Here is a 22,980-nt window from a genome sequence, read left to right as displayed (position 1 = left end):
TTTGAAAACCTGCACATGACGCTGACCTCGGTCACCGGTGCGGATCTGGGCAGCACCACCACGGTTGAAGGTCTGATCGAAGACAACGAAGGCACCCCGGTCGTCAATCTTGACGAAGTGCAGGGTGTGGGTTCGCAGGTGGTTGAAGGCCAGGATCTGGTATTCGGCATCACCATGAGCGGTGCGTCGGACGAACCGGTGACGGTGAACTGGCAGCTGACGCTGGATGGGACGGCTGAATCGGGCGACATCGTCCCGGTTGTCCTCACCGGCAGCGTGATCATTCCGGCTGGTAGCACCACCGGCAGCATTGTTATCCCGACCGTGGATGACCTGGTGTTTGAGGGTGGTGTGGGCACCTTTGAAAACCTGCACATGACGCTGACCTCGGTCACCGGTGCGGATCTGGGCAGCAGCACTACGGTTGAAGGTCTGATCGAAGACAATGATGTTCTTCCGGTTGCTCAACCTGACCAATATCAAGTCACTGAAGGCGATACGCTGGATACCGACGCCAGCGGGACAATTAATGGGGTGCTGTTCAACGACCCTGCAGGCTTGTCGGTCGCTAGCGTATCCAACAACTCAGATGGCACGTCTGGCACTAACGTGACAGGCAGCGGTGCAGTGCTTGTGACTGCGCTAGGCGGCACGGTGACCATCTATGCCAACGGCGAGTTTACCTACGAGGCGCCGGTGCTTGACCATCCGCTGGCCGACCCGTTCCTGACTGATAGTTTTTATTACACCGCGTCGGACGGAACCAATCAGCTTGAGCCAGTACAGGTCAGCATCCGGGTCTATGACACCGTTCCGCTGATCACCGCGGTGGAAGATATGACCGCTGTTAACGAGTCGGGTGTGACCATAGGTAACTGGTCTTACAGCGCCGGTGCGGATGGTCTCTCTGATGTGATGGCGGACTTGGAAAGTGGTATCAACCTCAGTTTTGATGCCGCCAGTTTGGGCGAAGCCTTTACTGCCGAACGTGAGGACATCTACGACGGAGTTGACTATCAGGGCGAGTTGCTGACAGTTAGCTACGCCGACGGCACTGACAGCTACACCTACTTCACCTTGTTTATGAAGGTGGACGGGACCTATGAGTTCGAGATGGTTACCCCGAACCCGACAGGATCTGAGGGTGTGATCTTCACCAGTGTCAACGGTGGTACCGACGACGAACTCTGGGCATCTGAGGCTATCAACAACTTTGCGGGAGAAACCGATATTCGCTTCACCGCAACCAAGAACGGCTCTACAGATGATGTGAACTGGAGTAGCCCTGGTATTGGTGTCGACAATAACCTGTTCACTCGCAACGAAGCGCTGACTTTGGAGTTCTACGAGGTCAACGATCCGGTGTCGGTAAGCAATGACCGTAAAGAGGTGGACACTGCGACACTGGTGTTCGACTTTAACGGCTCAGGTGACGATGCCAAGATCAGCCTTGATATCTTGGATGAGAACGGTGACGTCATCGCCACGATGAACAATATTCCGTTGACTGATACAAGTTTCACTGTCGTTGTCAGCGCCGAGGACCTGAATATTGAAGGGTTCTACGGGGTTACCATCAAGCATCAGGGCGGATTCGATTCGGCCGATGGTGATGCGATCCGCCTGACATCCATGGATATCGAAACGTCGTTGTTGCCGGAAGATACCCATCTGGACTTCGGTGTTGAAATCGTCGATGCCGACGGTGATGTCGATGACTACGGCTTCTCGGTGGATGTGGTCAATCCGCAGGTTGATCAGTTAATTGTGGGTACGTCGAACCACGATACGCTCAACTCCGCCGGTGGGAATGACATCATCATTGGCGACATTCCCGGCACCGAAAACGTTGATCAGCCGGATGATTACAACATTGCCCTGCTGGTCGACCTGTCGGCGAGTATGGACGACCCCTCCGGCACTCCGGGCCTGTCGCGTCTTGAGCTGATGCAGCAATCGCTGACCAAACTGGTCAATGACTTGTCCACGCATTCGGGCACGGTGAATGTGCGTTTGGTGACCTTCGGTGGGGATGTGGGTACCACTACTAGCTACTCGCTGAGCAGTCCGGCTATGGTCAGTGCTCTGTTGTTGGCGATTGCAGGCCTGGAGACGTACTCGGGTAACTCCTTCATGGGCGGTACCAACTATGAAGCGGCGCTTGAGGCGGCCAAGGAGTGGTTTGATGCTCAAACTCCGGGCACACCAACCTTTGAGAACATGGTGTTGTTCCTGACTGACGGCGACCCGACCTTCCACCTCGACAGCAACGGTGATCCAACTGATGGCGGTGGCTTTAACGCTGGCTCCTCCACCAGTGCAGCGGATCTTTCCGAAGCGATTGGTGCGATGGCCGATCTGGTAGGCCAGAGCTACACCGTTGAGGTAAACGCCATTGGTATCGGCAACGATGTGAACACCGACTATCTGCGGTTCTTTGACAACACCTCTTCAACAGGCAACGGCATGGTGACTATTGGTATCACCGATGTGTCTGGGCCGGTTGGTGAGGTTGATATCGTCAACACCGCAGAAGACTTGGAGCTGGTCCTGGAGTCTACTGTGGTCGTGGTCCCGCAAATCGGCGACGACGTGCTAACGGGCTCTGACGGCAATGACATCATCTACGGTGATGCCATCACTGCCGACAGCTTGGGTGCGCCTTACGCGGGCAACGGTTATCAGGGATTGATTGATTACCTGACCGACACCCTCGGCCATGCGCCAAGCACTGCAGAAGTTATCGCTGAGCTGAGAGCAAATCCGCTGAGCTACTACGACCAAGTAACCACCGAGGGTGGTGACGATACGCTGGTTGGCGGTGCTGGTGACGACCTGCTGATGGCCGGCGCTGGCGATGACATCCTGATCGGCGGTGCCGGTGATGATGTCATGTACGGCGGCTTGGGCTCCGATACCTTTGTCTGGCAGGCCGGCGATGAAGCTTTGCCTACATTGCCTGCCACCGACGTGGTAATGGACTTCACACTTGGAGAGGACGTGCTTGATCTGAGCTCTCTGCTCGGTGGAATCGACCCGCTGGACATCGCGGATTATCTGCAGATAAGCAGTACAACTGTTGATGGCGTAAACAGCACCCAACTGAGCATCAGTACTGCTGGCAACATTGCCGGCGGGGCGGATCAGGTGATTCAGCTCAAGGGTATCGTTGGTGTGGATGTTGACAGCCTGTTGGCAGGCCCGGATCCGAGCCTGATTGTCTAACCAGTAGAAGACGTACCCAAGGGCCGACACCGGGTGACCGGTGTCGGCCCTTGTTCTATAGTCTTTGCATTAACCCGGTGTCCGACATTAGGGGTGTTCATGTACGTAAAACGTGATGCCGACGGCGCGATCTCCGCGATGTCGAGTGAGGCGGGAGCCGGCTTTTCCGAGTGGCTTGCCGATGACGCAAGCGAGCTTTTGGAGTGGCAGCAGGAGCGTTCGCTAAGAGAGAGTTTGCAGCGCCTTCAGGGTAGTGACTCCGATATGATTCGGGTGCTGGAGGACTTGATTGAGGTGCTTCTTCAGCGCGGTGTCATTCGGATCACCGATTTGCCTGAGGCCGCGGTTGCCAAGTTAAACAGCCGATCCGCTGAGCGGGCAAAGCTCAGTGAGCTGAGTGGTTTGATTGATCAGAATGAAGAGGATGTCCTGATCTAGGAACAGCCCACCCTGCAGGTGGATACGCTGCAGGGCACTGGGTAATGTCTTAACGGTTGTTCCATTCTGCTGGCTCGGCCAGAGCTCTACCTTGCATGGCTTCAATCCCCAATTGCTGCAGGGCACTGATCTCGCCTGAGCTTTGTACTTGCTCGGCAATCAGCAGCAAGTCAATGCGCTGCGCTGTGCGCACCAGTGCTTCCAGATACAGGTGTTTGTCGCTCTCGGTGTCGAGATCGCGGATGAAGCTGCTCTCGATCTTCAGGTAGCTCAAGCCGATAAGCGCCAGTTCGCCGATCAGACTCAGCTGGCGACCAAAGTGCTGCAGGCCAAGCTGGACGGACAGCGGCCGCAGGTCCTGAGCCAGGCTGGCGAGATCGTCGCAGTTCTGCAGGTAACGAGCATCGACCTCAAGGGTCAGGTAGGCGGCTTCAGCGCGGTGCTGCTCCAATAGCTGTCGAATCTGTTTGCGATTCTCGGCGCTGTGCAGGGTGTCGTTGGTAATGCTCAGCGCCAGCGGACCGGGGTGACGTTGCAGATGCGACAGCGCCAAGCCGACCATGCAGCGGTCAAAGGCTGCAGACAGCCCCAGCCGCTCAACCCACGGCAGGAATTGACCCGCCATCATCAGGTTGCCATCGGCACCTTGCATGCGAACCAGCAGCTTCTGATGTAGTAATTGCTTCAGCTCCGGGCCCTGTAACACAGGCTGGAAGTGCAGAGTGAATCTGAAGTTCTTGAGTGCGGCTTCAAGGAGGGTGCGCCATTCATGGCTGCTATTCAGCGCCTGCCCTTCCTCGCTTGCAGGTTTGTAGCCGGGCTTGATGGTAGCCCCGCTCAGGCTTGATTCGGTCATGGCTTGATCAACCCGACCAAGTACCTGCTTGTTGTCATCGCCCATGCGATAGGCCGCAATGCCCAGTTCCAGCGGCTGTTGGTCCTCCAGTGAGGTCAGCGCTTCCAGCGAAGCGGTTTGGCTCGCCAGTTGTTCCGCGAGGGTTTGGACGGTGGCAAGGTCGCTGCCCGGCGCAAGAATGAGGAATTCGCCACCCCGTGAGCGGCAGAAAAGCCAGCTCGGGTTGGCCTCTTGCAAGGCTTTGAGCTGACCGCCAATGCTTTTGAGCAGCGCATCTGTTTGGGCCCCACCGAGTTGCTGGTTGATCTGGTTCAGGTCTGAAACTCGCAGGCCCAGCAGGTGGCCTTCCAGATTCTCGGCAGAGGTGAGTGCTGCGGCCAGGGCGTGATCGAACGCCAGGCGGTTTGGCAGGTCAGTCAGCGCGTCATGATAGGCCTGACGGCGATAATGTTCGGTCTGTGCTGCTTCCTCTTCGAATAGGGTCTTCAGCTTGCCGACCATCTGGTTCATGGCCATGACGACGTGCTTGAGCTCTGGCGTGCGCGGAATTCTTGGCAGTGTGCGGTATTCGCGTCGAGTAATGGCTTCTGCCTGATCAGCCATGGACATCAATGGCATCAGTTGCCGTTTGAGCAGCAGGGCGCCAAAGAGGGCGCTGAACAGACCACAGACCACCAGCCAGGCCAGTGTTCCGAGGGCGCTATCCCACAGTTTGTTAAGGGCGAACTGGGGGTGGCTGACGACTTCGACGCGGGCGAACTGCTGCCAGCCGTTCATGACGATGGCGTCACCCGACTGTTGTTGCAGGTTAACCAGCTTGACGAACCAGCTGGGCGCCTTGGTTTCATCCAGGCTGCGGACCCGCTCTACAACTACTTGTCCGTCGCTGACCGCGTAGACCCTGATACGCGCGAAATAGCCACTGTCGAAAATCGAACTGACCATGAGTTCGATCATTGCCGGATCCTGCACGTGCGGGGTGAGGGACAAACCGAGCGCCGTCGCAGCATCCTGCGCGTGGGAGCGCAGTTGGGTCTGCAGCTGATTGCGTGAGCTCTCCAGGCTGACCAGAAAACTCCCGCTGAACGCAACCAGCAAGAACAGGCAGATGGCCAGGATGAGCTGTTTCACCAGTGACATGGTTGGTTCCTCTTTACTCAGGGTAGACGGAGGTCATCAAAGCCCTCGTTCTGCATCTTCTTCAACAGATCCTGCCAGCGTGACAGCTGCTTGGCCGAGCCACTCTGTGAGTTGCCGCGGCCCGCAAGCCACAGCCCCTCTGCATTAAAGCTGTAGACCGGAAGCAGGTCACCGCGCCGCGAGGCCGGCAGGATGCGATCAGTCAGGTTATCGAGCACCAGCGGTTCGCTATCAGGGGTCGCATAGTAGGTCAGTACCATGTGTGCCTGATTTAACTCTATCGCTTTGACGTAGGTAAGGCGCAGCTGCTCATTTGGGATGCCAGCACGGCGCAGGCTGAAGAACTTGGCGATGGAGTAGTCTTCACAGTCGGCTGCACCTTTAACCATCGACTCGGCTGGTGATGCCCAGTAATCGACTTGGCCCCATACATTGATGTCATCGCTGAAGCGCAGACGCTGATTGAAAAAGCCGTTTATTGTTTCCAGCTTCTGTTGGTCGGTCAGGCTTTGACTGTTGTCCAGCATGGTGCGCCATTCCTGCAGGCGCCATTGTGCTTGCATGTCTGGGCGGTAGAGCGTGTTTATTCGGGCGAATATCTGCTCGTAGTCCCAGCCGATCGCGGAGAGTGCGACCAGCAGCAAGCTGGCAGGCAGCAGTGACCATGAGCGGAGGGATGTTTTCACTGTATTGGCATTCTGGCAGTGTCAGCCGAGGTAGTGCCGTTCAGTGTAGGCAAGTGCGCGCGGTTCGTCATGCTGCCGCACGCACTTGTCTGCGGATATTGATCAGGAGCGCTTGAGCAGGGCCGGGCGAGGCTTTTCTTCCGGTGCATGGAACAGCAGAAATAGCTGGGTGAGCACTTGCGGGATATGCTCGGCCATGTCTTCGACCATGTCCTCGTCCTTGTCGATTTCGGCGAACTCTGGTTGATCGGCGAACAGACCGGAGGCAACCATGACTGGCAGGAGCAGCTCGCTGACCAATTCTTCGTCGTCGCTGAACCAGGCCTCTTCACGCAGGAACACCCCTTCCATGAAGCCGATGCACCAGCTGCGCAGGTCAGAGTAGTCGGGCTCGTCACCCAGGCTCAGTTCGCACGGCAGTTCCAGATCTTCATCACTCGCCAGCTCTCGGGCGATGCGTGACTTGAGCTCCAGCAGGGTGCTGATGATGGCTTCCTGCTGTTCGTCACTTTCGTAGTTCGGGGTTTCAGCGAACAGCTCGGCGAGCATTTCTTCGTCGGCTACTGGCTCCGGGCTGATTGCCAGCGCAGTCAGGTAGCCGCAGGCGGCCATGTAATCCAGCGCTTCGTCGTGCAGGTCATCGGCGTCCAGAAAAGCTTGCAGGCGCTGGAGTTGGTCATTGAAGGACATGGGACACCTCTCTGTGGTTGTCCGGGCATTTTACGCATGCACCGGGAAATTGCCAAAGGCGTTATACTCTGCGGCCGCTGATTCTGCCCATTCAGGGAATTGGCACCGGTGAGGAGACCCATGCGCGAGCAAGCACTGCAGCAACTCAAGAACGTGTTTGGCTACGGCGAGTTCCGTGGTCAGCAAGCCGACATCATTGATCAGGTGGCCTGCGGCGGTGACGCGCTGGTACTGATGCCAACCGGTGGTGGCAAGTCACTGTGCTATCAGGTGCCGGGGCTGCTGCGTCCAGGGTTGACTGTTGTGGTCTCGCCGTTGATCGCGTTGATGGATGATCAGGTCGCGACGCTCAACGAGTTGGGCTTGAATGCTGCTGCGCTGAACTCAACGCTGGACGAGGATGCTCAGCGCGAGGTGGCCAGGCAGATGCGCGCCGGCGAGCTGGATTTTCTCTATCTTGCTCCGGAGCGCTTGCTTAAGCCGCGTACCTTGAACTTCCTGCAGTCGCTCGAGATTGCGTTATTCGCCATCGACGAAGCTCACTGTGTCTCCCAATGGGGGCACGATTTCCGGCCGGAGTACCTGCAGCTCGGTCAACTGGCAGAGCTATTCCCCGGCGTGCCACGCATGGCGCTCACTGCGACCGCCGACGAGCGTACCCGTGAAGAGATGAGCCAGCGGCTGAAACTGGAGAACGCCGCTTGCTTCATCTCCGGGTTTGACCGGCCCAATATCTTTTACCGAATTGTCCCCAAGGATAAGCCCCGGCAGCAGTTGCTGGGTTTTCTGCGCGAGCACAAGGGCGAGGCGGGCATTGTCTACTGCCTGTCGCGCAAGAAGGTAGAGGAGACTGCGGCCTGGCTGTGTGAACAGGGGTGGCCGGCATTGCCCTATCACGCAGGCTTGCCTCAGGACCTGCGCTCAACCCACCAGCGTCGTTTTCTTAACGAGGAAGGGCTGGTGATGGTGGCGACGATTGCCTTCGGTATGGGGATCGATAAGTCCAATGTGCGCTTCGTTGCGCATCTGGATCTGCCCAAGAGTGTGGAGGCCTACTACCAGGAGACCGGTCGCGCCGGTCGTGATGGCCTCGCTGCCGATGCCTGGATGGCTTACGGCCTGCAGGATGTGCTGATGCTCAATCAGATCATGGCGGGGTCGGAGGGTGACGAGCGTCACAAGCGTATTGAACGGCATAAGCTAGACGCGATGCTGGCGTTGTGTGAGCTGACAACCTGCCGTCGGCAGACGCTGCTGGGCTATTTCGGTGAGACGCTGGAACAGCCCTGTGGCAACTGTGATAACTGCCAGGAGCCAGTCGTGACCTGGGACGGCAGTGAGCCGGCCCGTATGGCGCTGTCGACGATCTATCGCAGCGGCCAGCGTTATGGCGTCGGGCATCTGATCGATATTCTGCTCGGGCGCGACAACGAGAAGATTCGCAGTGCCGGCCATCAGCACCTTTCCACATATGGCATTGGCAAATCATTGGGCGAGAACGAATGGCGTTCGGTGTTCCGTCAGTTGATTGCCCGGTCGCTGGTTGAAGTGGATCTAGATGGCTACGGGAGCCTGCGCCTCACTGAGCGTTGTCGTCCGCTGCTGCGTGGTGAGGAAAGCCTGCAGCTGCGTAAAGATGTCAGCAAACCCGCGGCCTGGGGCAGTCGCGGCAGCAACAAGCCGGTTATTGCTGAGGCCGATCGTGATCTATGGGAGGCGTTACGGGCGCTGCGCAAGCGGCTGGCCGATGCGCACGGAGTGCCACCCTATGTCATCTTTACCGACAACACGCTGGTCGACATGTTGCGCCAACGGCCGACCACGCTGCAGGACATGGCGCTGGTCAGCGGTGTTGGCTCACACAAGCTGGAGCGCTACGGCGCTGACTTTCTGCAGGTACTGGACGGCAATGGCAGCGCAGCTGAGGCGCAGGAGCAGCGCGAGGCCCATGAGGCAATCGCGATGGTGCGCGCGGGTATGAGTGCCGAACAGGCAGCACAGCAGCTCGGGCAGCCTTTGCGCAAGGTATATGGTCAGTTGGCGCAGGCAATCAGCACTGGCAACTTGACTCTGGAGCAGGCAGTCGACATGGGACCGGCACAGATTGAGCGTTTGCAGGATGCGTTTCTCAATCATGATGGCGATGACCTGCCGGGTGTCCGCACGCTTGCTCGAGAGCTGGATGAGCCGATCGAGGAGGGCGTGTTGCACTGTATCCGTGCCGCCCTGGTGCTGGAGATTAACGGCTGAGGCGTTGACGCCTCAGAACGTCTGCCCCAGTTTCATATACAGGGCCTCATGGCCTTCCTCGTTGACACCAAGCCCGAAGAACAGCGGGCCAACCAGCGTATCCATGCCCATCAGCAGACTGCCGGCGCCAAAGTAGCCGGTATCGAACCCGGCGTCGTCCCGATTGTAGACCCGGCCATACTCGAGACTGGCGCCGAGGTAGAACGGCAGGCTGAGGGCGTCGAAGTAGCTGGGGGTCAGGCGGCGGTAGTAGACCAGGCGTCCAAGCTGGTAGTTCTGGCCGGCCAGGCCGTCCTGACGGAAGCCTGAGAACCAGCCTGGGCCACCAAGGCGGAAGCTGCTCTGTGCCACATCGACGTCGCTGTCCGTGCGACCGATGAAACCACCCACCTGCAAGCTGTTGGGGCCGAAGCCGAATGCCTTGTTGGCCTTGAACTCGATCTGCTGGTAACGCTCGTCGGCGCCGATATCCGGCTCGGACTGACGCCAACTTAGGCGGGCCTCTTCGCCCGAGTGCGGGAAGTTGACATCGTCGAGGGTGTCGCGGTCGATCTCCAGCGAGTAGAAGGCTTCGTTGAAATCGATCGAAGGCAGGTCAGGATCACCGATACGAACCCGCGAGTTGCCGCGATAGCGTGATAGCCCAAATCTCACTTCACCGCTGTTGGCGATCTGGCGGCCGAGGTTCAAACCTGCTCCGTAACGTTTCTGACGGTAGGCTACAACTGGATCATCATCGTCGATCACGTCGATGTTTCGTGCCTCGGCATCGATAAAGGGCGCGATAAAGTACCGTGATCCGTAGTCCAGTGGCTGATAGAACTCGGTGTACAGCTCCTGGTCGGAGCCGATCTGCAGGCGGGTCAGCCACTCGGCGCCCAGCGGGTTGAGGCCGTTCACACGGAAACTGGCGCCAAAGTTGTACTGGCTGTCGCCCTCGAAGTCATCGACCAGGTTCAAACCCAGACGCAGGTAGTCGGTGCCAGTGCGGCGGCCTGCGGTATGCACCAGCAGGGTGTTGCGTCCTTCTTCGTGGACCACTTCGTAGGTCACGCGGCTGAAGTAGTCGGTGCCGTAGATGGTGCCCATGTCGGTCTGCAGGCGGGCAAGGTTCAGCGGCTCGCCGATCGGCTGGCGAATCATGCCGAGTACGACTTCGTCGGCAACCTTGCCGCTGTTGTCGACTTCAATGGCATGGATGATGGCCTGGCGCTGCGGTCGGCTGCTGGCGAGGTTACCGCCACTGTCGGCGTCGTCCGGCGCGACGAAAGCGAGCACTCCGTTAGCCTCAGCCAGGCTGCGTGCGCCTGCGTCGATGGCCTGCTGGGTTTCGGCGAAACTGCTGAAGCCCATGTTGCCCAGCTGCGGTTGCAGCAGCAGGTCGCGGTCGGTCATGGTGGCCAGCTGCTTTTCGGTGTTGGTGCGCGTCAGCAGCGTAGTGGTCTGGTCCATGATGTCGAGCACCGAGGTCAGCTCGCTGGCGGACTTCAGCGGTGTGCCGATGTCGACCACAATGACCCGGTCGACGCCCATCGCACGCGCGACATCAATCGGTATGTTCTTGCTCAGCACCCCGTCCACCAGCAGGCGCCCATCAACTTCAACCGGGGCAAAGAACCCGGGCAAGGCCAGACTGGCACGAATCGCCAGTGGCAGGTGGCCATGGTCGAACACCACGGCTTCACCGGTTGCGATATCGGTAGCAACGGCCCGGAAAGGGATCGGCAGTTGGTCGAAGTCGTCGATCTCGTTGGTGTGCACCAGCAGGCTTTCCAGCACCACGCCCATGTTCTGCCCCTGCAGCAGGCCGAGCGGGAAGCTGAGTACGCCGTTGTTGAAGGTCAGTCGTTGCTTGACCAGAAAGTCTCGATCGTCCTGCTTGCGGCGATAGGGAATGTCTTCACGGTCCGGTGAGTCGCTCAGGGCATTCTGCCAGTCCAGGCCAAGCGCCAGTTTTTCCAGTTCGTCGGCGCTGTAGCCGGAGGCGTACAGGCCGCCGATCACCGCACCCATGCTGGTACCGGCAATCGCGTGGATCGGAATGTTCATCTGTTCCAGCTGCTTGAGTACGCCGATGTGCGCCAGGCCGCGTGCACCACCGCCGGACAGCACCAGGCCGGTGCGCAGGGGCTCGGCCACGGTCCAGCCCGAGAGAATCAGCAACAGCAATGGCAAGAGGCGTTTGAGCATGGTGGTGTTCCGGACGAGGCGGCGACTAAAGCGGGTCATTGTATACGAAGGTGCATTGGGATGCGGCCTGCTCGCGTTGTCATTTTGCTGTCATTGCAATGCCACAATCCGGTCACCGCGGGCGCGTAGCGTGAAGTCAACTTTCCGAGGAGACAGGCGTATGAACACGGCAGTGTCGTTGCCAGCGGAACATAAACAGCGGGTAAGAACCCTTTGGATATCGGATCTCCATCTGGGGACCCGCGGCTGCCAGGCAGACAAGCTGGCGACCTTCCTCAAATCCTACGAATGCGATCAGCTGTATCTGGTTGGTGACATCATCGACGGCTGGCGGTTGCGCAAGGGCATTTACTGGCCGCAGGCGCATACCAACGTTCTGCGCCGGATTCTGACCATGAGCAAGCGCGGCACGCGGGTGGTGTATGTGACAGGTAACCACGATGAGTTTCTGCGTCGCTATTCCAGTCTGTTGCTGGGCAATATCGAACTGGTCGATGAAGCGGTGCACCAGTGCAAGGACGGTCGCCGCCTGCTGGTTATTCACGGCGACCAGTTCGATGTGATTACGCGTTGTCACCGTTGGTTGGCATTCCTTGGTGATCATGCCTACGAGTTCAGCCTGGTGCTCAACCGTTGGCTGAACCACTGGCGCAGCCGCTTCGGCTTGGGATACTGGTCGCTGTCGGCCTATCTCAAGCATCGGGTGAAGAAAGCAGTCAACTTCATCAGTGAGTTCGAAGAGGCGCTGGCCCACGAGTGCAACAAGCGCGGGTTTGAAGGAGTGGTCTGCGGCCACATCCACCACGCCGAGATCCGCGAGGTCAGTGGTATCGACTATCTGAACTGCGGTGACTGGGTTGAGTCGTGCACGGCGCTGATCGAGCACCAGGATGGCCGGATCGAGTTGTACCGCTGGCATGAGGGAGCGGCGGCAGGGTTGCAGCCGGTTGAGGAGGCGCTGGAGGGCAGCGCCGCCTGAGAGCGCTCCTAGACGATCACCTTGTCGCGCAGCTTGCGAGCGGCTTGTTCCAGCGCCTTGATGATTTGCTCCTTGTCGTAGTTGCGCACGTGGTTGGTGTCCAGGTACATCGAGAAACCGGTCAGCTCGTGCTCAACGAAGGTCGGCGCTGCGCCTAGTTCGCGGCGCAGACCAACCACTTCGTAAATCTGCACCGGACGGGAGAAGCCCTTGACGCTGATCTGGCCCTTGTCCCGGCACATGATCAGTTCCTTCACCAGTGAGTAGGTTTCGTGCGAGATCAGAATCTCGCCGGCATCGGCTGCGCCTTCCAGGCGACTGGCCAGATTCACTTCGCGGCCGATGATGGTGTAGTCCATGCGGGTCGCGGTACCGAAGTTGCCGACGGTGCAGTAGCCGGTACTCAGCCCCATGCGAATTTCCAGCGGTTTGGTAATGCCGCGGCTGCGCCACTGCTGCCGCAGGACCTTCATGTGCTTGCGCATGGCAATGGCCATGGACACGGCGGCTTCGGCGTCCTGCTTGGCCCCGCGGGTTTTGGGGTCGCCGAAAAACACCATCACGCAGTCGCCGACAAACTTGTCGATGGTGCCGCCGTATTGCAGCGCGATGCGCGACATCTCGTCGAGGTAGTTGTTCAGCAGGTCAGTGAGCGCTTCGGCTTCCAGCTCTTCGGCCAGCTCGGTAAAGCCGCGAATATCCGAGAAGAAGACGGTCAGCTTCTTGCGCCGGGTTTCCAGCTTGGCGCTGCGCTTGCCAGAGAAAATGGACTCCCAAACCTGCGGTGACAGGTATTTGGACAGGTTGGCAGCCAGACGCGCGGTTTTTTCCTGTTCGCGCTGCAACTGCAGTTGCGCCTGCTCCAGGGTATATCCCTGTTTGTGCACAAAGGCGGCCATGATCAGGAGGTAGAACCCACCGCTTGTGAGTGCCGCGAGGGTGACCAGGGCAGAGCTGGCAAGGGTGATGTCTGGCTGGAACACGGCGACGCTGAGCATTGTCCCTGCGGCGCTGAGCAGGCTGCCGGCGATCAGATAGGTCGAGCCTCCGGCGATCAGGCAGGAAAAGCCCATGAGCAGAAAGAACACCAGGGCGGGTACGAAGCTGAAGCCCACCAGTGCGATGAAGACGCCGGTGTGGAAGGCGTCCATTGCCAGCAGTGCCAGACGTTTTGGAATGGTGCGGCTTTGCGGCAAACGAAGGCCAAGAAATTGTGCCAACTGGGGGTAGATCAGAGCGTAGAGGATGGTGGCCAGGTATACGAGCTGATGGCCGCGCTCGACCAGTAGTGCGCTGAAGGTTAAAGCGACACACAGGTAGGCAATGACGCGGGAGTAGTAGCCTTCGAGCGGTGGTTTGACAGGCGCAGTGCGAGTGTCGGTGGTCATGTTCAGTCGATTCCGTGGCCAGGAAAGAGCACCGAGCGGGTGTCCGTGACTGCGCATGATAGGCCGTAATCCGCGCGGCGAACAATGCCGCGCGGATCGGCTTGAGACTTACTCGATTTTGTAGATGGTGTTGCGCGGCTTTTCGAATACGCGACGCAGCATCGGCTCGAAGAACTCCAGCGGCTCGCTTTCGTAGTCCGGGTCAAATGCCGGTGCGTCGTAGAGGGCGCAAAAATCGATGGTGTACTGGTACTGAGGATGATCCTTGAACTGCTCGCGCAGGTGACGATCCATGCCCAGGTGATGGAAGAAGTAGTAGCCCTGGAAGATGCCGTGCTTTTCGATCATCCACAGGTTTTCCGGGCTGACGAACGGCTTCAGGATCGCGGCGGCAATGTCCGGGTGGTTGTAGCTACCCAACGTGTCACCGATATCGTGCAGCAGGGCACAGATCACGTACTCTTCGTCACGGCCGTCACGGTGGGCGCGGGTCGCGGTCTGGATGGAGTGCTCCAGGCGGTCGATCGGGAATCCGCCGTAGTCACCGTCGAGCAGACGCAGGTGGGTGAGGATACGGTCAGGCAGGTTCTTGGCAAACGGACGGAAGTGTTCGGAGATGATGCTCCAGTCTTCAGCGGTACCGTCTTGCATGGCACGGAAAGTAGCGTGTTGCTCACCCATGATTGATCTCCTCTTGTTATCTATTTGGGTCAGGCTGCGAATGCATCATAGAACCGATAGGAGAAAGTGACTGTCGCGCTGCAGACAGTCCCTGCATTCGCTGCAATCAGAAGCGAATCCGTCCCGTCAGCGCGTCGCGCAGCATCACCCAGTCGCCCATCAGGCTGTAGAGCGGGTGGGTAAAGGTCGCTGGTTTGTTGTGTTCGAAGAAGAAATGGCCAACCCATGCAAAGCCGTATCCGGCGACGGGCAGCGCCAGCAGCCACCACCAGTTGCCGCTGAATAGCGTGTAGAGCAGCAAGGCAACGACCAGGCAGCTGCCGGCATAGTGCAGACGGCGACAGACGTCATTGCTGTGCTCGCTGAGGTAGTAGGGGTAGAACTCCGCGAATGAGCGGAACTGGGGTGGTGTGTTGTGGGTTGAATCGTTCATGGCGGAATCCGGCGGGTGTCTGGGGTCAATGGACTGCGAGCCAGCATACCGAGCGTGCCTGACCTGCTGAATGACTCTGGCGGCCAAGCGCGGTAGCACAGGTTTTTTCTTCACTTCAACTTTAGTCTATGATCAGCCGCCGGACATAAAAACCAGTTCGCCGGATCATCAGCAGACAATATCGAGAGACCATGGAGCGCGCAGCACGGACCACATCAGCAGGTTGGGTTTCGGCCATCGGCCATGCGTTGGCCGTTGATGGGCTGGATATTGCCGCTTTGTTCCAGGAGCTCGGGCTCGACAGCGAGGTGCTGAACGACCCTGATGCGCGGATCGTGCAGGACAGCATGACGCGTGTTTGGCATCTGGCGGTTGAGCGAAGCGGCAATGCGGCTATTGGTCTGAATATGGCCAAGGTCGTGCGCCCCGGCCACTTCAGTGTGGTTGGGTATTCGCTGATGTCGAGCCGCACGCTGCGCGAGGGCTTTGGGCGGGTCGTCCGCTACCAGCGTCTGATTGGCGAATCGGCTGACATGCTGATGCAGATCGAACCGGACACCTGCCGTTTGCAGTTCGCCATTCACGGTGATCGCCTGCCAGCTGCGCAGCAGAGCGTCGAGGCTGCCATGGCCTACGCGTTGGCATTCTGTCGCTGGATGACGGCGCAACCTATTGTGCCGCTCAAGGCGACCTTTGCCCGTGCCGAACCGGCGGATCTGGCACCTTATCGAGAGCTGTTCCAGTGCCCGCTTGAGTTTAATGCGCCTGCCCACTCGCTGCTGATGTCGCGTCAGGTGATGGAGGCGCCGTTGGCTACCGCTAACGAAAGCTTGGCGAAGCTGCACGACCGGTTCGCCGGCGATTTTCTGGCGCGCTTTGAAGCGGACCCGGTGACCCACCAGACTCGCCAAGTGCTATGTCGGCTGTTGCCCCAGGGCGAGCCCAAACGGCAGACGGTCGCCAGCGCGATGAACATGAGTACCCGCACCTTGCAGCGTCGTCTGCAGGAGGAGGGGGTCTGCTTCCAGCAACTGCTCGAGCGCACCCGCCGGGAACTGGCGTTGCAGTATCTGGGTCAACCCCAACTCACCTTGTTCGAGATCGCCTGCATGTTGGGCTTTGCTGATCCGAGCAACTTTTTTCGTGCCTTCAAGCGCTGGTTCGGTTTGCCGCCGGGCCAGTATCGCGAGCAGGTATTGCAGGAACAGTCCGAGGAGGAATGATACCCGTGGATGCCTTGACCATGCTGCATGAGCGGGTTTCCGTCCCGCGCCTGGTTGGCCCGGCGCCAACAGCCGAGCAGCAACAGGCGATGTTCCGCGCTGCCCTGCGCGCCCCTGATCATGCCTATTTGCGCCCGTGGCGCTTTATGGTGATTGAGGGTGACGGGCTGGATGCTTTGGGCGAGGTATTTGGCCGGGCGGCGCTGGCAGACACGCCAGACCTTTCGGCGGACACCCTCGCGCGCTATCAGGGGCTGCCGTTGCGGGCACCGTTGATGATTATCGCGATCAGCCGGCATCAGGAACATGCCAAGGTGCCGGTGATCGAACAGGATCTGGCCTGCGGTGTTGCGGTCGGCAACATGCTGCTGGCGGCTCATGCGATGGGGCTGGGTGCGGTTTGGCGGACTGGTGCGCTGGCCTACCACCCGGTGGTGCGAGAGGGGTTGGCGTTGGCCGACAACGAGCAGATCTCAGCGTTTCTCTATGTCGGCCACCCCGCCGGCGAGCGCAAGGCGGTGCCGGCGCTGGATGTGGATCAGTTCTTCAGCCGCTGGCCAGCTGAGGGCTGACTCAGCGCCGGGCGGTTGGCAGGCTGATGTCGACCCGCAGGCCGCCTGCCGGGTTGTTCGAGAACGACAGCCTGCCGCCGTGCCGAGCGACGGCTCGGCGGGCGATGGTCAGGCCAAGGCCATATCCACTGTCAGCACGCTGGCCCGGCACCCGGACAAACGGCTCGCCGAGTTTGCCTAGCCATTCAGCCGCTACCCCCGGGCCTTGGTCATCTATCCGAATCAACGCCATACCCGCCTCACGATGCACACTGATGTCGATCTGGCCCTGTTCGGGACTGAAGCGCACGGCGTTGCGCAGCAGGTTGTCGAACGCTGCGGCGAGCTGATCGGGCCAGCCTGTCAGCGTCAGCTGGCTTTTCCCTGTCAGTGTCAGGGTCAGGTCGGGGGCGCTGAAACGGGCGTCCTCAACAACCTGCATCAGCACGCCATCCAGCTCGAATTGGCTGGCGGGCTCGCGCTGGGTATCCAGTCGGCTCAGGGTCAGGATGCCGTCAATCAACTGATCCAGTCGGTCGCATTCGCGATCAAGGCGCTGCCAGAGCGGGTCGTCCTGCGGCAGGTTTTTCTGGCTGCCCAGCGCCAGGCCGACCCGCAGGCGGGCCAGCGGTGAGCGCAACTCGTGGGAGACATCGCGCAGCAACTGCTGCTGGCTGTCGAGCAGTGACTGCACCTGCTCGGCCATGCTTTCGAAACGGCGGGCCAGTTCGCCGATTTCATCGCGGCGTTCGGCGGTCTTCTGCAGGCTGGCTGCTTTGAATTCTCCCTTGGCCAGCGACTGCGCTGCGCTGCCCAGTTCTCGCAGCGGGCGGGTCAGATAGCGACTGAGCACCAGGCTGAGCAGGGTCAGCAGCGTCAGCGCCAAGCCGATGTTGAGCAGCATGGCGACCGGTGCACGCTGACTGCGCCAGAGGGTCGGCGCCGGGACGTGCAGGGTGACGATGTAGCTTGCCTGGTCAGTGTTCCAGGCGAGTTGAATCAGACGGCCGCGGCCGGGTAGTTCTGGTGGTGGCCCTGGCCGACTCGGCGGCGGCTCGGCCTGAAAGCGGGGTAACCGCGGTAGCGTGCCTGGCAGCAAGCTGTCGCCGGCGGCGTCAAACAGGCGCGCGCGAAGGTGGTTCTCGCGGCGCTGGGCCTCCAGCCAAACCTGGGCGGCGGCGGCGCCGTCCTGCTCGTAAACGGTTGTAAGCTGCGCGGCAAAGTCGCGCAGCTCGGGGTTCAGTTGCAGCAGTAACCAATCTTGCTGCAATGCGCGGCTGACCAGAAAGCCAGAGCCGCCGACCAGCAGGGTTGCCAGCCAGAGTACGGCGAATACTTTCCAGAACAGGCGCATGCAGCGTTCTCTTGGTTAGGCGTCAGTGGGTGCAGGGCTCGCCGCGCGGCATACGGCCTTCTCGATGCTCCTGCATACGCTCGTGGCGCTGATCGCGCAGTTGTTCCATCTTCTGCCGCTGCTCTGCAGTCAGTACGGCGTCAAATCGCGCTTTGCTTTCTTCGCGCAGGGAATGGAACTTGGCGCGTTCCTCTTCACGAATCTGGCTCAGCTGAGCTTTTTGTTCGTCAGTCAGCGACAGCTCTTCAGCCATGCGTTCAAAACCGCGTTCGTGCAGCATGCCGTCTCGGGGTGGCATTGGCATGTCGGCAGGCGCTGGGGCCGCCATCAGGCTGGCAGACAGGCTGGTGGTCAGCAGCAGGGCAGTAGCAAGCAGGGTCTTTTTCATGGTCGTTCTCCGTTGGTGTCTGACCGGGGAATCCGCTCATTGCCTGCAGAGTCTAGAGCGTGCTGTGTCAGCGGCCGCCTGTACTTGGTAAAGATTGTGTAAATCAGCTGCCAAGCAGATAGCCGCGCCCGCGGATCGACTGGATGCGTGGGCGACCGTCAGGATACGGCCCCAGTTTGCGACGCAGGTTGCTGATATGCATGTCCAGGCTGCGATCATAGTTGCCCAGAGGCTTGCCGAGTGCCTCGCGTGACAGCGTCTGGCGGTCCACCACCTGTGCAGGCCGGGACATAAGGGCGCGCAGAATCAGGGCTTCGCTTTGCGTCAATTGCAGGGGGGCGTCATCCAGCCAGGCCATCAGGTTACCGCCGTCCAGCCGCAGGCCCGCGTGGGTCAGCACGTCGCTGCCGTTGTCTTGGGTTGGTTGGCTGCGGCGCAGGAGCGCGCGCAGGCGGGCGACCAGCTCGCGCGGATCGCAGGGCTTGGCCAGATAGTCGTCTGCGCCAAGCTCGAGACCGAGGATGCGGTCAACCGGTTCGCCGCGAGCACTGAGCATCAGTAGCGGTGTGCTGCAGTGTTGCCGCAATGCACGCAGGATTTCCAAGCCGTTCATGCCGGGTAGCATGACATCGAGGATGATCGCCGCGTAGGTGTTGGACTGCGCGGCCTGCAGCCCGCTGGGCCCGTCGTGACGGGCGCTTAGAGTAAAACCCTCCGTCGCCAGCCAGTCGCGCAGCAGGTCGCAGAGCTCCTGATCGTCATCGATGATCAGGATTGGCGTCAGTTCAGCCATTCGCGGCGTTTCTGGCGGCCCATTTTGGCCAGCATGAAACCGAGCAGCAGGCTCACTGCAACCGCTAGGCCGCCGATCAGAAACCAGCGCTGCTGTTGGGCAATGAGACGGGCCTGGGCATCCATGCGGGCGGCCTGGTTGTCATTGCGCAGTTGCTGATTTTCTTCCTGCAACTGGGCTAGCGCTTCGCTCTCGTCAGTGTTGCTGCCGGCGGCCAGCTGGTCGGCCAGGCGCTGGCGCTCGGCTTCGACCTTGGCCAGCTCTGCCTGCAGGGTGCCGATATCCTGTTGGCTGACGCTGCTGTCGACAGCCTCTGGTGCGGTTTCATTTTCTTGGGTTTGAGCGCTAACGGTGCCGATCAGTCCAGTGAGCAGCAGGGCAAAGGCGAGGGGTCGAAACATGGGCTACATCCTTGATCAGGCCGGAAATACGCGCTTGAAGGGTTTGATGGTTACTTGCTGGTAGACGCCGGCGGCCACATACGGGTCGGCATCGGCCCAGGCCTGGGCATCCGCGAGGGATGCAAACTCGGCCACGACAAGGCTGCCGGTGAAGCCGGCGCTGCCCGGATCCTCGCTGTCGACCGCCGGCAGGGGGCCGGCCAGCAGCAGGCGGCCTTGATCCTGCAGCACGTGCAGGCGCGCCAGATGGTCGGGGCGGGCACCCATGCGTGCGGAAAGGCTATCTGGAACATCGGTGGCCATGATGGCGTAGAACATGCTGATTCCTTGCTGTTTGATTCGCGCGGACGAATGTTTTTGTTGGGCGGGCAAGGCCGGTTGCAGGCGGCGTTGAATCGCTGCTTGGGCTTGTCATTGCATAGGCGGCATAATAGGCGAAAGCCCCGCCGCTGCGTCAAGCAACCCGCCAGGAGAGTTTCCGTGATTGTCGACTTGCACATGCACAGTACTGCCTCAGATGGCAGCTTGAGTCCTGACGTGCTGATGCAGCGGGTGAAGGAGGCGGGCGTTGATCTGGTTGCCCTCACCGACCATGACTGTATCGACGGTCAGGAGCAGGCTGCTGCAACGGCCAAGGCGCTGGGTGTGCGCTGGGTCAGCGGGGTGGAGATGTCGGCTCAGTGGTTCGGTAACACCCTGCATATCCTTGGTTATGGTTTTGATCTGTCCGCTCCGGCGATGGTCAATGCGCTGGCGGCGGTTCGTGAGGGGCGCTGGAGTCGCGCTCAGCAGATCAGTGATCGGCTGGCGGGTAAGCGCATGCCCGGTGCTTTTGACGGTGCAGTTGCGGTGCAGCAGGCAGCCGGAGGTGATGTTTCCCAGCCCCCGGGGCGTCCGCACTTTGCCGAATGGATGGTGCAGGCCGGACATGTGCGTGATCACGGTGAGGCGTTTCGCAAGTGGTTGGGGGCCGGCAAGCTGGGTGATATTCGCCAGCATTGGCCGACGCTGGCCGAGGTTGTCGGGCAGATTCGCGCTGCCGGCGGTATGGCGGTGATCGCCCATCCCTGGCATTACAATCTGACCCGCAGCAAGCTGCGGGCGCTGCTGCGTGAGTTCGCCGGTGCTGGTGGGCGTGGTATCGAGGTGGTCAATGGTAAACAGCCGGTTGATCAGGTCGCTTATCTCGGCAAACTGGCGGTCGAATTCGGCTTTCTGGCCAGCTGTGGCAGTGACTTTCATAACCCCGATTCACCTTGGACGTCCCTGGGCAGCATGACGGCTATGCCGCCTGATTGTGATCCGGTATGGGATGATCGGCTGTTCAGCAGCTAAACTGCAGGCAAAACAGCCTCGAGAGGGCACATGAGTCAATTTTTTCAGATCCACCCGCAGAACCCGCAAGTCCGGCTGATTCGTCAGGCCGCCGACGTCATTCGCCAGGGTGGGGTGATCGCGTACCCGACAGACTCGGCCTATGCGCTTGGCTGTCAGCTTGGCAACAAGTCAGCGCTGGAACGCATTCGCCGGTTACGCCAGTTGGACGACAAGCACAACTTCACATTGGTCTGCCGAGACTTGTCTGAACTGGGCGTCTACGCCAAGGTCGACAACACTACCTTCCGCCTGCTCAAGGCGACCACGCCGGGCCCGTATACCTTCATCCTTAATGCCACCAGCGAGGTGCCTCGTCTGCTGTTGCATCCCAAGCGCCGGACCATCGGTCTGCGTGTGCCGGATCACCAGATCACGCTGGACCTGCTGGAGGCTTTGGGCGAGCCGTTGCTGAGTGTGACGCTGATGTTGCCCGGCGACACCTTGCCGTTGACCGATCCGGAGCAGATTCGTGACCGTATCGGCAAATTGGTCGATTTGGTTATCGATGGCGGCGCCTGCATGGTCGAGCCGACGACGGTTATCAGTCTGCTTGATGGTGAAGCGGAGCTGCTGCGCGAAGGGCGCGGCGATCCCGAGCCGTTCGGGCTCAGCCGCGATGAAATTCTTGACTGAATGGCGCCGGGCGCTGACGCTTGGCGCATTATCGGTATAATCGCCGCTGACCAAATATCACAATACGTCTTTTTCAGGAGTTCCCCTTGAGTTCTGTCGATTCGCAGCGCCGGGTTCTGTCAGGCATGCGCCCCACCGGGCGTCTGCATCTGGGCCACTATCACGGCGTGCTGAAAAACTGGGTGAAGCTGCAACACGAGTACGAGTGCTTTTTCTTCGCTGCCGACTGGCACGCACTGACCACCCACTACGAAGATCCGCAGAGCATTGAGCAGAACGTCTGGGACATGCTGATCGACTGGCTGGCAGCCGGGGTCAGCGGCACCTCGTCAACCATGTTTATCCAGTCGCAGGTGCCTGAGCACGCTGAGCTGCACCTGTTGCTGTCGATGGTCACGCCGGTCAGCTGGCTTGAGCGTGTGCCGACCTATAAGGATCAGCAGGAAAAGCTCAAGGATCGCGATCTGGCGACCTACGGTTTCCTCGGCTATCCGCTGCTGCAGAGTGCAGATATCCTGATCTATCGCGCTGGCCAGGTGCCGGTGGGTGCCGACCAGGTCGCGCACGTCGAGATCACGCGTGAAGTCGCGCGCCGGTTCAACCATCTGTATGGCAAGGAAGTCGGTTTCGAAGAAAAGGCCGAAGCGGCCATCAAGAAGATGGGCAAGAAGTCTGCCAAGTTGTACTCCTCGCTGCGCAAGGCCTATCAGGAGCAGGGCGACGCCGAAGCACTGGAAACCGCGCGCGCGCTGCTCAAGGAACAGCAGAACATCACGCTGGGTGATCAGGAGCGTCTGTTTGGTTATCTGGAAGGCGGCGGCAAGGTCATTCTGCCGGAGCCGCAGGCACTGCTGACGCCGGACTCGAAGATGCCAGGTCTGGATGGCCAGAAGATGTCCAAGTCCTACGGCAACACCATTACCCTGCGTGACACCACCGACGAAGTTTCGGAAAAGGTCCGTCGCATGCCGACCGACCCGGCCCGAGTGCGTCGTAACGATCCGGGTGATCCAGCCAAGTGTCCGGTCTTCCAGCTGCATCAGGTCTATACCGACAAGGCCACCCATGACTGGGTGCAGGAAGGTTGTCGTAGCGCCGGCATCGGCTGCATTGATTGCAAGAAGCCGATCATCGACGCGATCAGTGCTGAGCTCGAACCGATGCAGCAGCGCGCCGCCGAGTACGAGGCTAACCCGGATGCCGTCCGCGTTATTCTCAACGAAGGTACTGAGCGCGCCCGTGATGCCGCACGCGATACGCTGATTGAAGTGCGCCAGGCCATGGGCCTGCAGTACCGGCCGTAA

General features: G+C 59.9%; 21 protein-coding genes. 9 read left to right on the top strand and 12 right to left on the bottom strand.

What is annotated here, in order from left to right:
* Together AAFM31_RS05980 and AAFM31_RS05975 are read left to right on the top strand one after the other, a co-directional pair.
* Positions 1-3,225 (top strand): VWA domain-containing protein (locus AAFM31_RS05980; RefSeq protein ID WP_341706990.1); only part of this gene is annotated, 3,225 nt, incomplete at its 5' end.
* Positions 3,226-3,324: 99 nt separating this feature from the next.
* Positions 3,325-3,663, top strand: a complete 339-nt coding sequence (locus AAFM31_RS05975; protein WP_341706989.1) for a tryptophan synthase subunit beta — start codon at positions 3,325-3,327, stop codon at positions 3,661-3,663.
* Between the two features lie 49 nt (positions 3,664-3,712).
* Here the strand turns inward: AAFM31_RS05975 and AAFM31_RS05970 are convergent, their stop codons facing one another.
* The 3 genes from AAFM31_RS05970 to AAFM31_RS05960 form a co-directional block, all read right to left on the bottom strand.
* Positions 3,713-5,659 (bottom strand): LapD/MoxY N-terminal periplasmic domain-containing protein, encoded by a 1,947-nt coding sequence (locus AAFM31_RS05970; RefSeq protein ID WP_341706988.1) that lies wholly within the window; start codon positions 5,657-5,659, stop codon positions 3,713-3,715.
* A gap of 17 nt (positions 5,660-5,676) precedes the next feature.
* Complete coding sequence (locus AAFM31_RS05965) at positions 5,677-6,345, bottom strand: transglutaminase-like cysteine peptidase (RefSeq protein WP_341706987.1); 669 nt, start codon at positions 6,343-6,345, stop codon at positions 5,677-5,679.
* Between the two features lie 102 nt (positions 6,346-6,447).
* Entirely contained in the window at positions 6,448-7,035 is a 588-nt protein-coding gene (locus AAFM31_RS05960; protein WP_341706986.1) for a UPF0149 family protein, read from the bottom strand.
* 120 nt (positions 7,036-7,155) lie between these two features.
* On the opposite strand from AAFM31_RS05960, the gene recQ reads away from it, so the two are divergent.
* A complete protein-coding gene (gene recQ, locus AAFM31_RS05955) occupies positions 7,156-9,285 on the top strand; it encodes a DNA helicase RecQ (protein ID WP_341706985.1) in 2,130 nt (709 codons plus the stop codon).
* A 12-nt stretch (positions 9,286-9,297) separates the two neighbouring features.
* On the opposite strand, the gene AAFM31_RS05950 is transcribed toward recQ, so the two are convergent.
* Entirely contained in the window at positions 9,298-11,475 is a 2,178-nt protein-coding gene (locus AAFM31_RS05950; protein WP_341706984.1) for a patatin-like phospholipase family protein, read from the bottom strand.
* A gap of 160 nt (positions 11,476-11,635) precedes the next feature.
* On the opposite strand from AAFM31_RS05950, the gene AAFM31_RS05945 reads away from it, so the two are divergent.
* On the top strand, positions 11,636-12,454 hold the full coding sequence (locus AAFM31_RS05945) for a UDP-2,3-diacylglucosamine diphosphatase (protein ID WP_341706983.1): 819 nt from the start codon (positions 11,636-11,638) through the stop codon (positions 12,452-12,454).
* Between the two features lie 8 nt (positions 12,455-12,462).
* Here the strand turns inward: AAFM31_RS05945 and AAFM31_RS05940 are convergent, their stop codons facing one another.
* From AAFM31_RS05940 to AAFM31_RS05930, 3 genes are all read right to left on the bottom strand, one after another.
* The gene (locus AAFM31_RS05940; RefSeq protein ID WP_341706982.1) at positions 12,463-13,842 is read right to left on the bottom strand and encodes an adenylate/guanylate cyclase domain-containing protein; all 1,380 of its coding nucleotides are present in this window, start codon (positions 13,840-13,842) and stop codon (positions 12,463-12,465) included.
* Positions 13,843-13,950: 108 nt separating this feature from the next.
* The gene (locus AAFM31_RS05935) at positions 13,951-14,523 is read right to left on the bottom strand and encodes an HD domain-containing protein (RefSeq protein WP_341706981.1); all 573 of its coding nucleotides are present in this window, start codon (positions 14,521-14,523) and stop codon (positions 13,951-13,953) included.
* Positions 14,524-14,629: 106 nt separating this feature from the next.
* Positions 14,630-14,956, bottom strand: a complete 327-nt coding sequence (locus AAFM31_RS05930) for a DUF962 domain-containing protein (RefSeq protein WP_341706980.1) — start codon at positions 14,954-14,956, stop codon at positions 14,630-14,632.
* Positions 14,957-15,147: 191 nt separating this feature from the next.
* Between AAFM31_RS05930 and AAFM31_RS05925 the strand changes: the two genes are divergently transcribed.
* Entirely contained in the window at positions 15,148-16,179 is a 1,032-nt protein-coding gene (locus AAFM31_RS05925; protein ID WP_341706979.1) for an AraC family transcriptional regulator, read from the top strand.
* A gap of 5 nt (positions 16,180-16,184) precedes the next feature.
* Positions 16,185-16,751: a nitroreductase family protein gene (locus AAFM31_RS05920; RefSeq protein ID WP_341706978.1), complete on the top strand. Its 567-nt coding sequence runs from the start codon at positions 16,185-16,187 to the stop codon at positions 16,749-16,751.
* 1 nt (position 16,752) lies between these two features.
* Here AAFM31_RS05920 and AAFM31_RS05915 read toward each other — a convergent pair whose 3' ends face one another.
* From AAFM31_RS05915 to AAFM31_RS05895, 5 genes are all read right to left on the bottom strand, one after another.
* Positions 16,753-18,084 carry a HAMP domain-containing sensor histidine kinase gene (locus AAFM31_RS05915; protein WP_341706977.1) on the bottom strand — a complete coding sequence of 444 codons (1,332 nt, stop codon included), beginning with the start codon at positions 18,082-18,084 and terminating at the stop codon, positions 16,753-16,755.
* Between the two features lie 22 nt (positions 18,085-18,106).
* Positions 18,107-18,472 carry a Spy/CpxP family protein refolding chaperone gene (locus AAFM31_RS05910; protein ID WP_341706976.1) on the bottom strand — a complete coding sequence of 122 codons (366 nt, stop codon included), beginning with the start codon at positions 18,470-18,472 and terminating at the stop codon, positions 18,107-18,109.
* Positions 18,473-18,575: 103 nt separating this feature from the next.
* Positions 18,576-19,256 (bottom strand): response regulator, encoded by a 681-nt coding sequence (locus tag AAFM31_RS05905; RefSeq protein WP_341707014.1) that lies wholly within the window; start codon positions 19,254-19,256, stop codon positions 18,576-18,578.
* Positions 19,253-19,666, bottom strand: coding sequence for a hypothetical protein (locus tag AAFM31_RS05900; RefSeq protein WP_341706975.1), 414 nt, complete (start codon positions 19,664-19,666; stop codon positions 19,253-19,255). The genes AAFM31_RS05905 and AAFM31_RS05900 overlap by 4 nt, the downstream gene beginning before the upstream one ends.
* Positions 19,667-19,681: 15 nt before the next feature.
* Positions 19,682-19,984 (bottom strand): YciI family protein, encoded by a 303-nt coding sequence (locus tag AAFM31_RS05895; RefSeq protein ID WP_341706974.1) that lies wholly within the window; start codon positions 19,982-19,984, stop codon positions 19,682-19,684.
* 162 nt (positions 19,985-20,146) lie between these two features.
* On the opposite strand from AAFM31_RS05895, the gene AAFM31_RS05890 reads away from it, so the two are divergent.
* The 3 genes from AAFM31_RS05890 to AAFM31_RS05880 all read left to right on the top strand — a co-directional run bounded on the left by AAFM31_RS05890 (position 20,147) and on the right by AAFM31_RS05880 (position 22,980).
* The gene (locus AAFM31_RS05890) at positions 20,147-21,001 is read left to right on the top strand and encodes a PHP domain-containing protein (RefSeq protein ID WP_341706973.1); all 855 of its coding nucleotides are present in this window, start codon (positions 20,147-20,149) and stop codon (positions 20,999-21,001) included.
* A 30-nt stretch (positions 21,002-21,031) separates the two neighbouring features.
* Positions 21,032-21,676, top strand: coding sequence for an L-threonylcarbamoyladenylate synthase (locus tag AAFM31_RS05885; RefSeq protein WP_341706972.1), 645 nt, complete (start codon positions 21,032-21,034; stop codon positions 21,674-21,676).
* Between the two features lie 86 nt (positions 21,677-21,762).
* Positions 21,763-22,980, top strand: coding sequence for a tryptophan--tRNA ligase (locus AAFM31_RS05880; RefSeq protein ID WP_341706971.1), 1,218 nt, complete (start codon positions 21,763-21,765; stop codon positions 22,978-22,980).

Origin of the sequence: Halopseudomonas sp., assembly GCF_038130085.1 — a bacterium.
Lineage (GTDB): Bacteria > Pseudomonadota > Gammaproteobacteria > Pseudomonadales > Pseudomonadaceae > Halopseudomonas.
Note: the sequence above shows the minus strand (reverse complement) of the source record. Positions and strands in the feature narration are given on the sequence as shown.

Bases quoted from the DNA above. Each gene is read 5' to 3' on its own strand.
- AAFM31_RS05975 (WP_341706989.1), top strand. From the start codon at position 3,325: ATGTACGTAAAACGTGATGCCGACGGCGCGATCTCCGCGATGTCGAGT.
- AAFM31_RS05970 (WP_341706988.1), bottom strand. From the start codon at position 5,659: ATGTCACTGGTGAAACAGCTCATCCTGGCCATCTGCCTGTTCTTGCTG.
- AAFM31_RS05960 (WP_341706986.1), bottom strand. From the start codon at position 7,035: ATGTCCTTCAATGACCAACTCCAGCGCCTGCAAGCTTTTCTGGACGCC.
- recQ (WP_341706985.1), top strand. From the start codon at position 7,156: ATGCGCGAGCAAGCACTGCAGCAACTCAAGAACGTGTTTGGCTACGGC.
- AAFM31_RS05950 (WP_341706984.1), bottom strand. From the start codon at position 11,475: ATGCTCAAACGCCTCTTGCCATTGCTGTTGCTGATTCTCTCGGGCTGG.
- AAFM31_RS05945 (WP_341706983.1), top strand. From the start codon at position 11,636: ATGAACACGGCAGTGTCGTTGCCAGCGGAACATAAACAGCGGGTAAGA.
- AAFM31_RS05940 (WP_341706982.1), bottom strand. From the start codon at position 13,842: ATGACCACCGACACTCGCACTGCGCCTGTCAAACCACCGCTCGAAGGC.
- AAFM31_RS05935 (WP_341706981.1), bottom strand. From the start codon at position 14,523: ATGGGTGAGCAACACGCTACTTTCCGTGCCATGCAAGACGGTACCGCT.
- AAFM31_RS05930 (WP_341706980.1), bottom strand. From the start codon at position 14,956: ATGAACGATTCAACCCACAACACACCACCCCAGTTCCGCTCATTCGCG.
- AAFM31_RS05925 (WP_341706979.1), top strand. From the start codon at position 15,148: ATGGAGCGCGCAGCACGGACCACATCAGCAGGTTGGGTTTCGGCCATC.
- AAFM31_RS05915 (WP_341706977.1), bottom strand. From the start codon at position 18,084: ATGCGCCTGTTCTGGAAAGTATTCGCCGTACTCTGGCTGGCAACCCTG.
- AAFM31_RS05910 (WP_341706976.1), bottom strand. From the start codon at position 18,472: ATGAAAAAGACCCTGCTTGCTACTGCCCTGCTGCTGACCACCAGCCTG.
- AAFM31_RS05900 (WP_341706975.1), bottom strand. From the start codon at position 19,666: ATGTTTCGACCCCTCGCCTTTGCCCTGCTGCTCACTGGACTGATCGGC.
- AAFM31_RS05895 (WP_341706974.1), bottom strand. From the start codon at position 19,984: ATGTTCTACGCCATCATGGCCACCGATGTTCCAGATAGCCTTTCCGCA.
- AAFM31_RS05885 (WP_341706972.1), top strand. From the start codon at position 21,032: ATGAGTCAATTTTTTCAGATCCACCCGCAGAACCCGCAAGTCCGGCTG.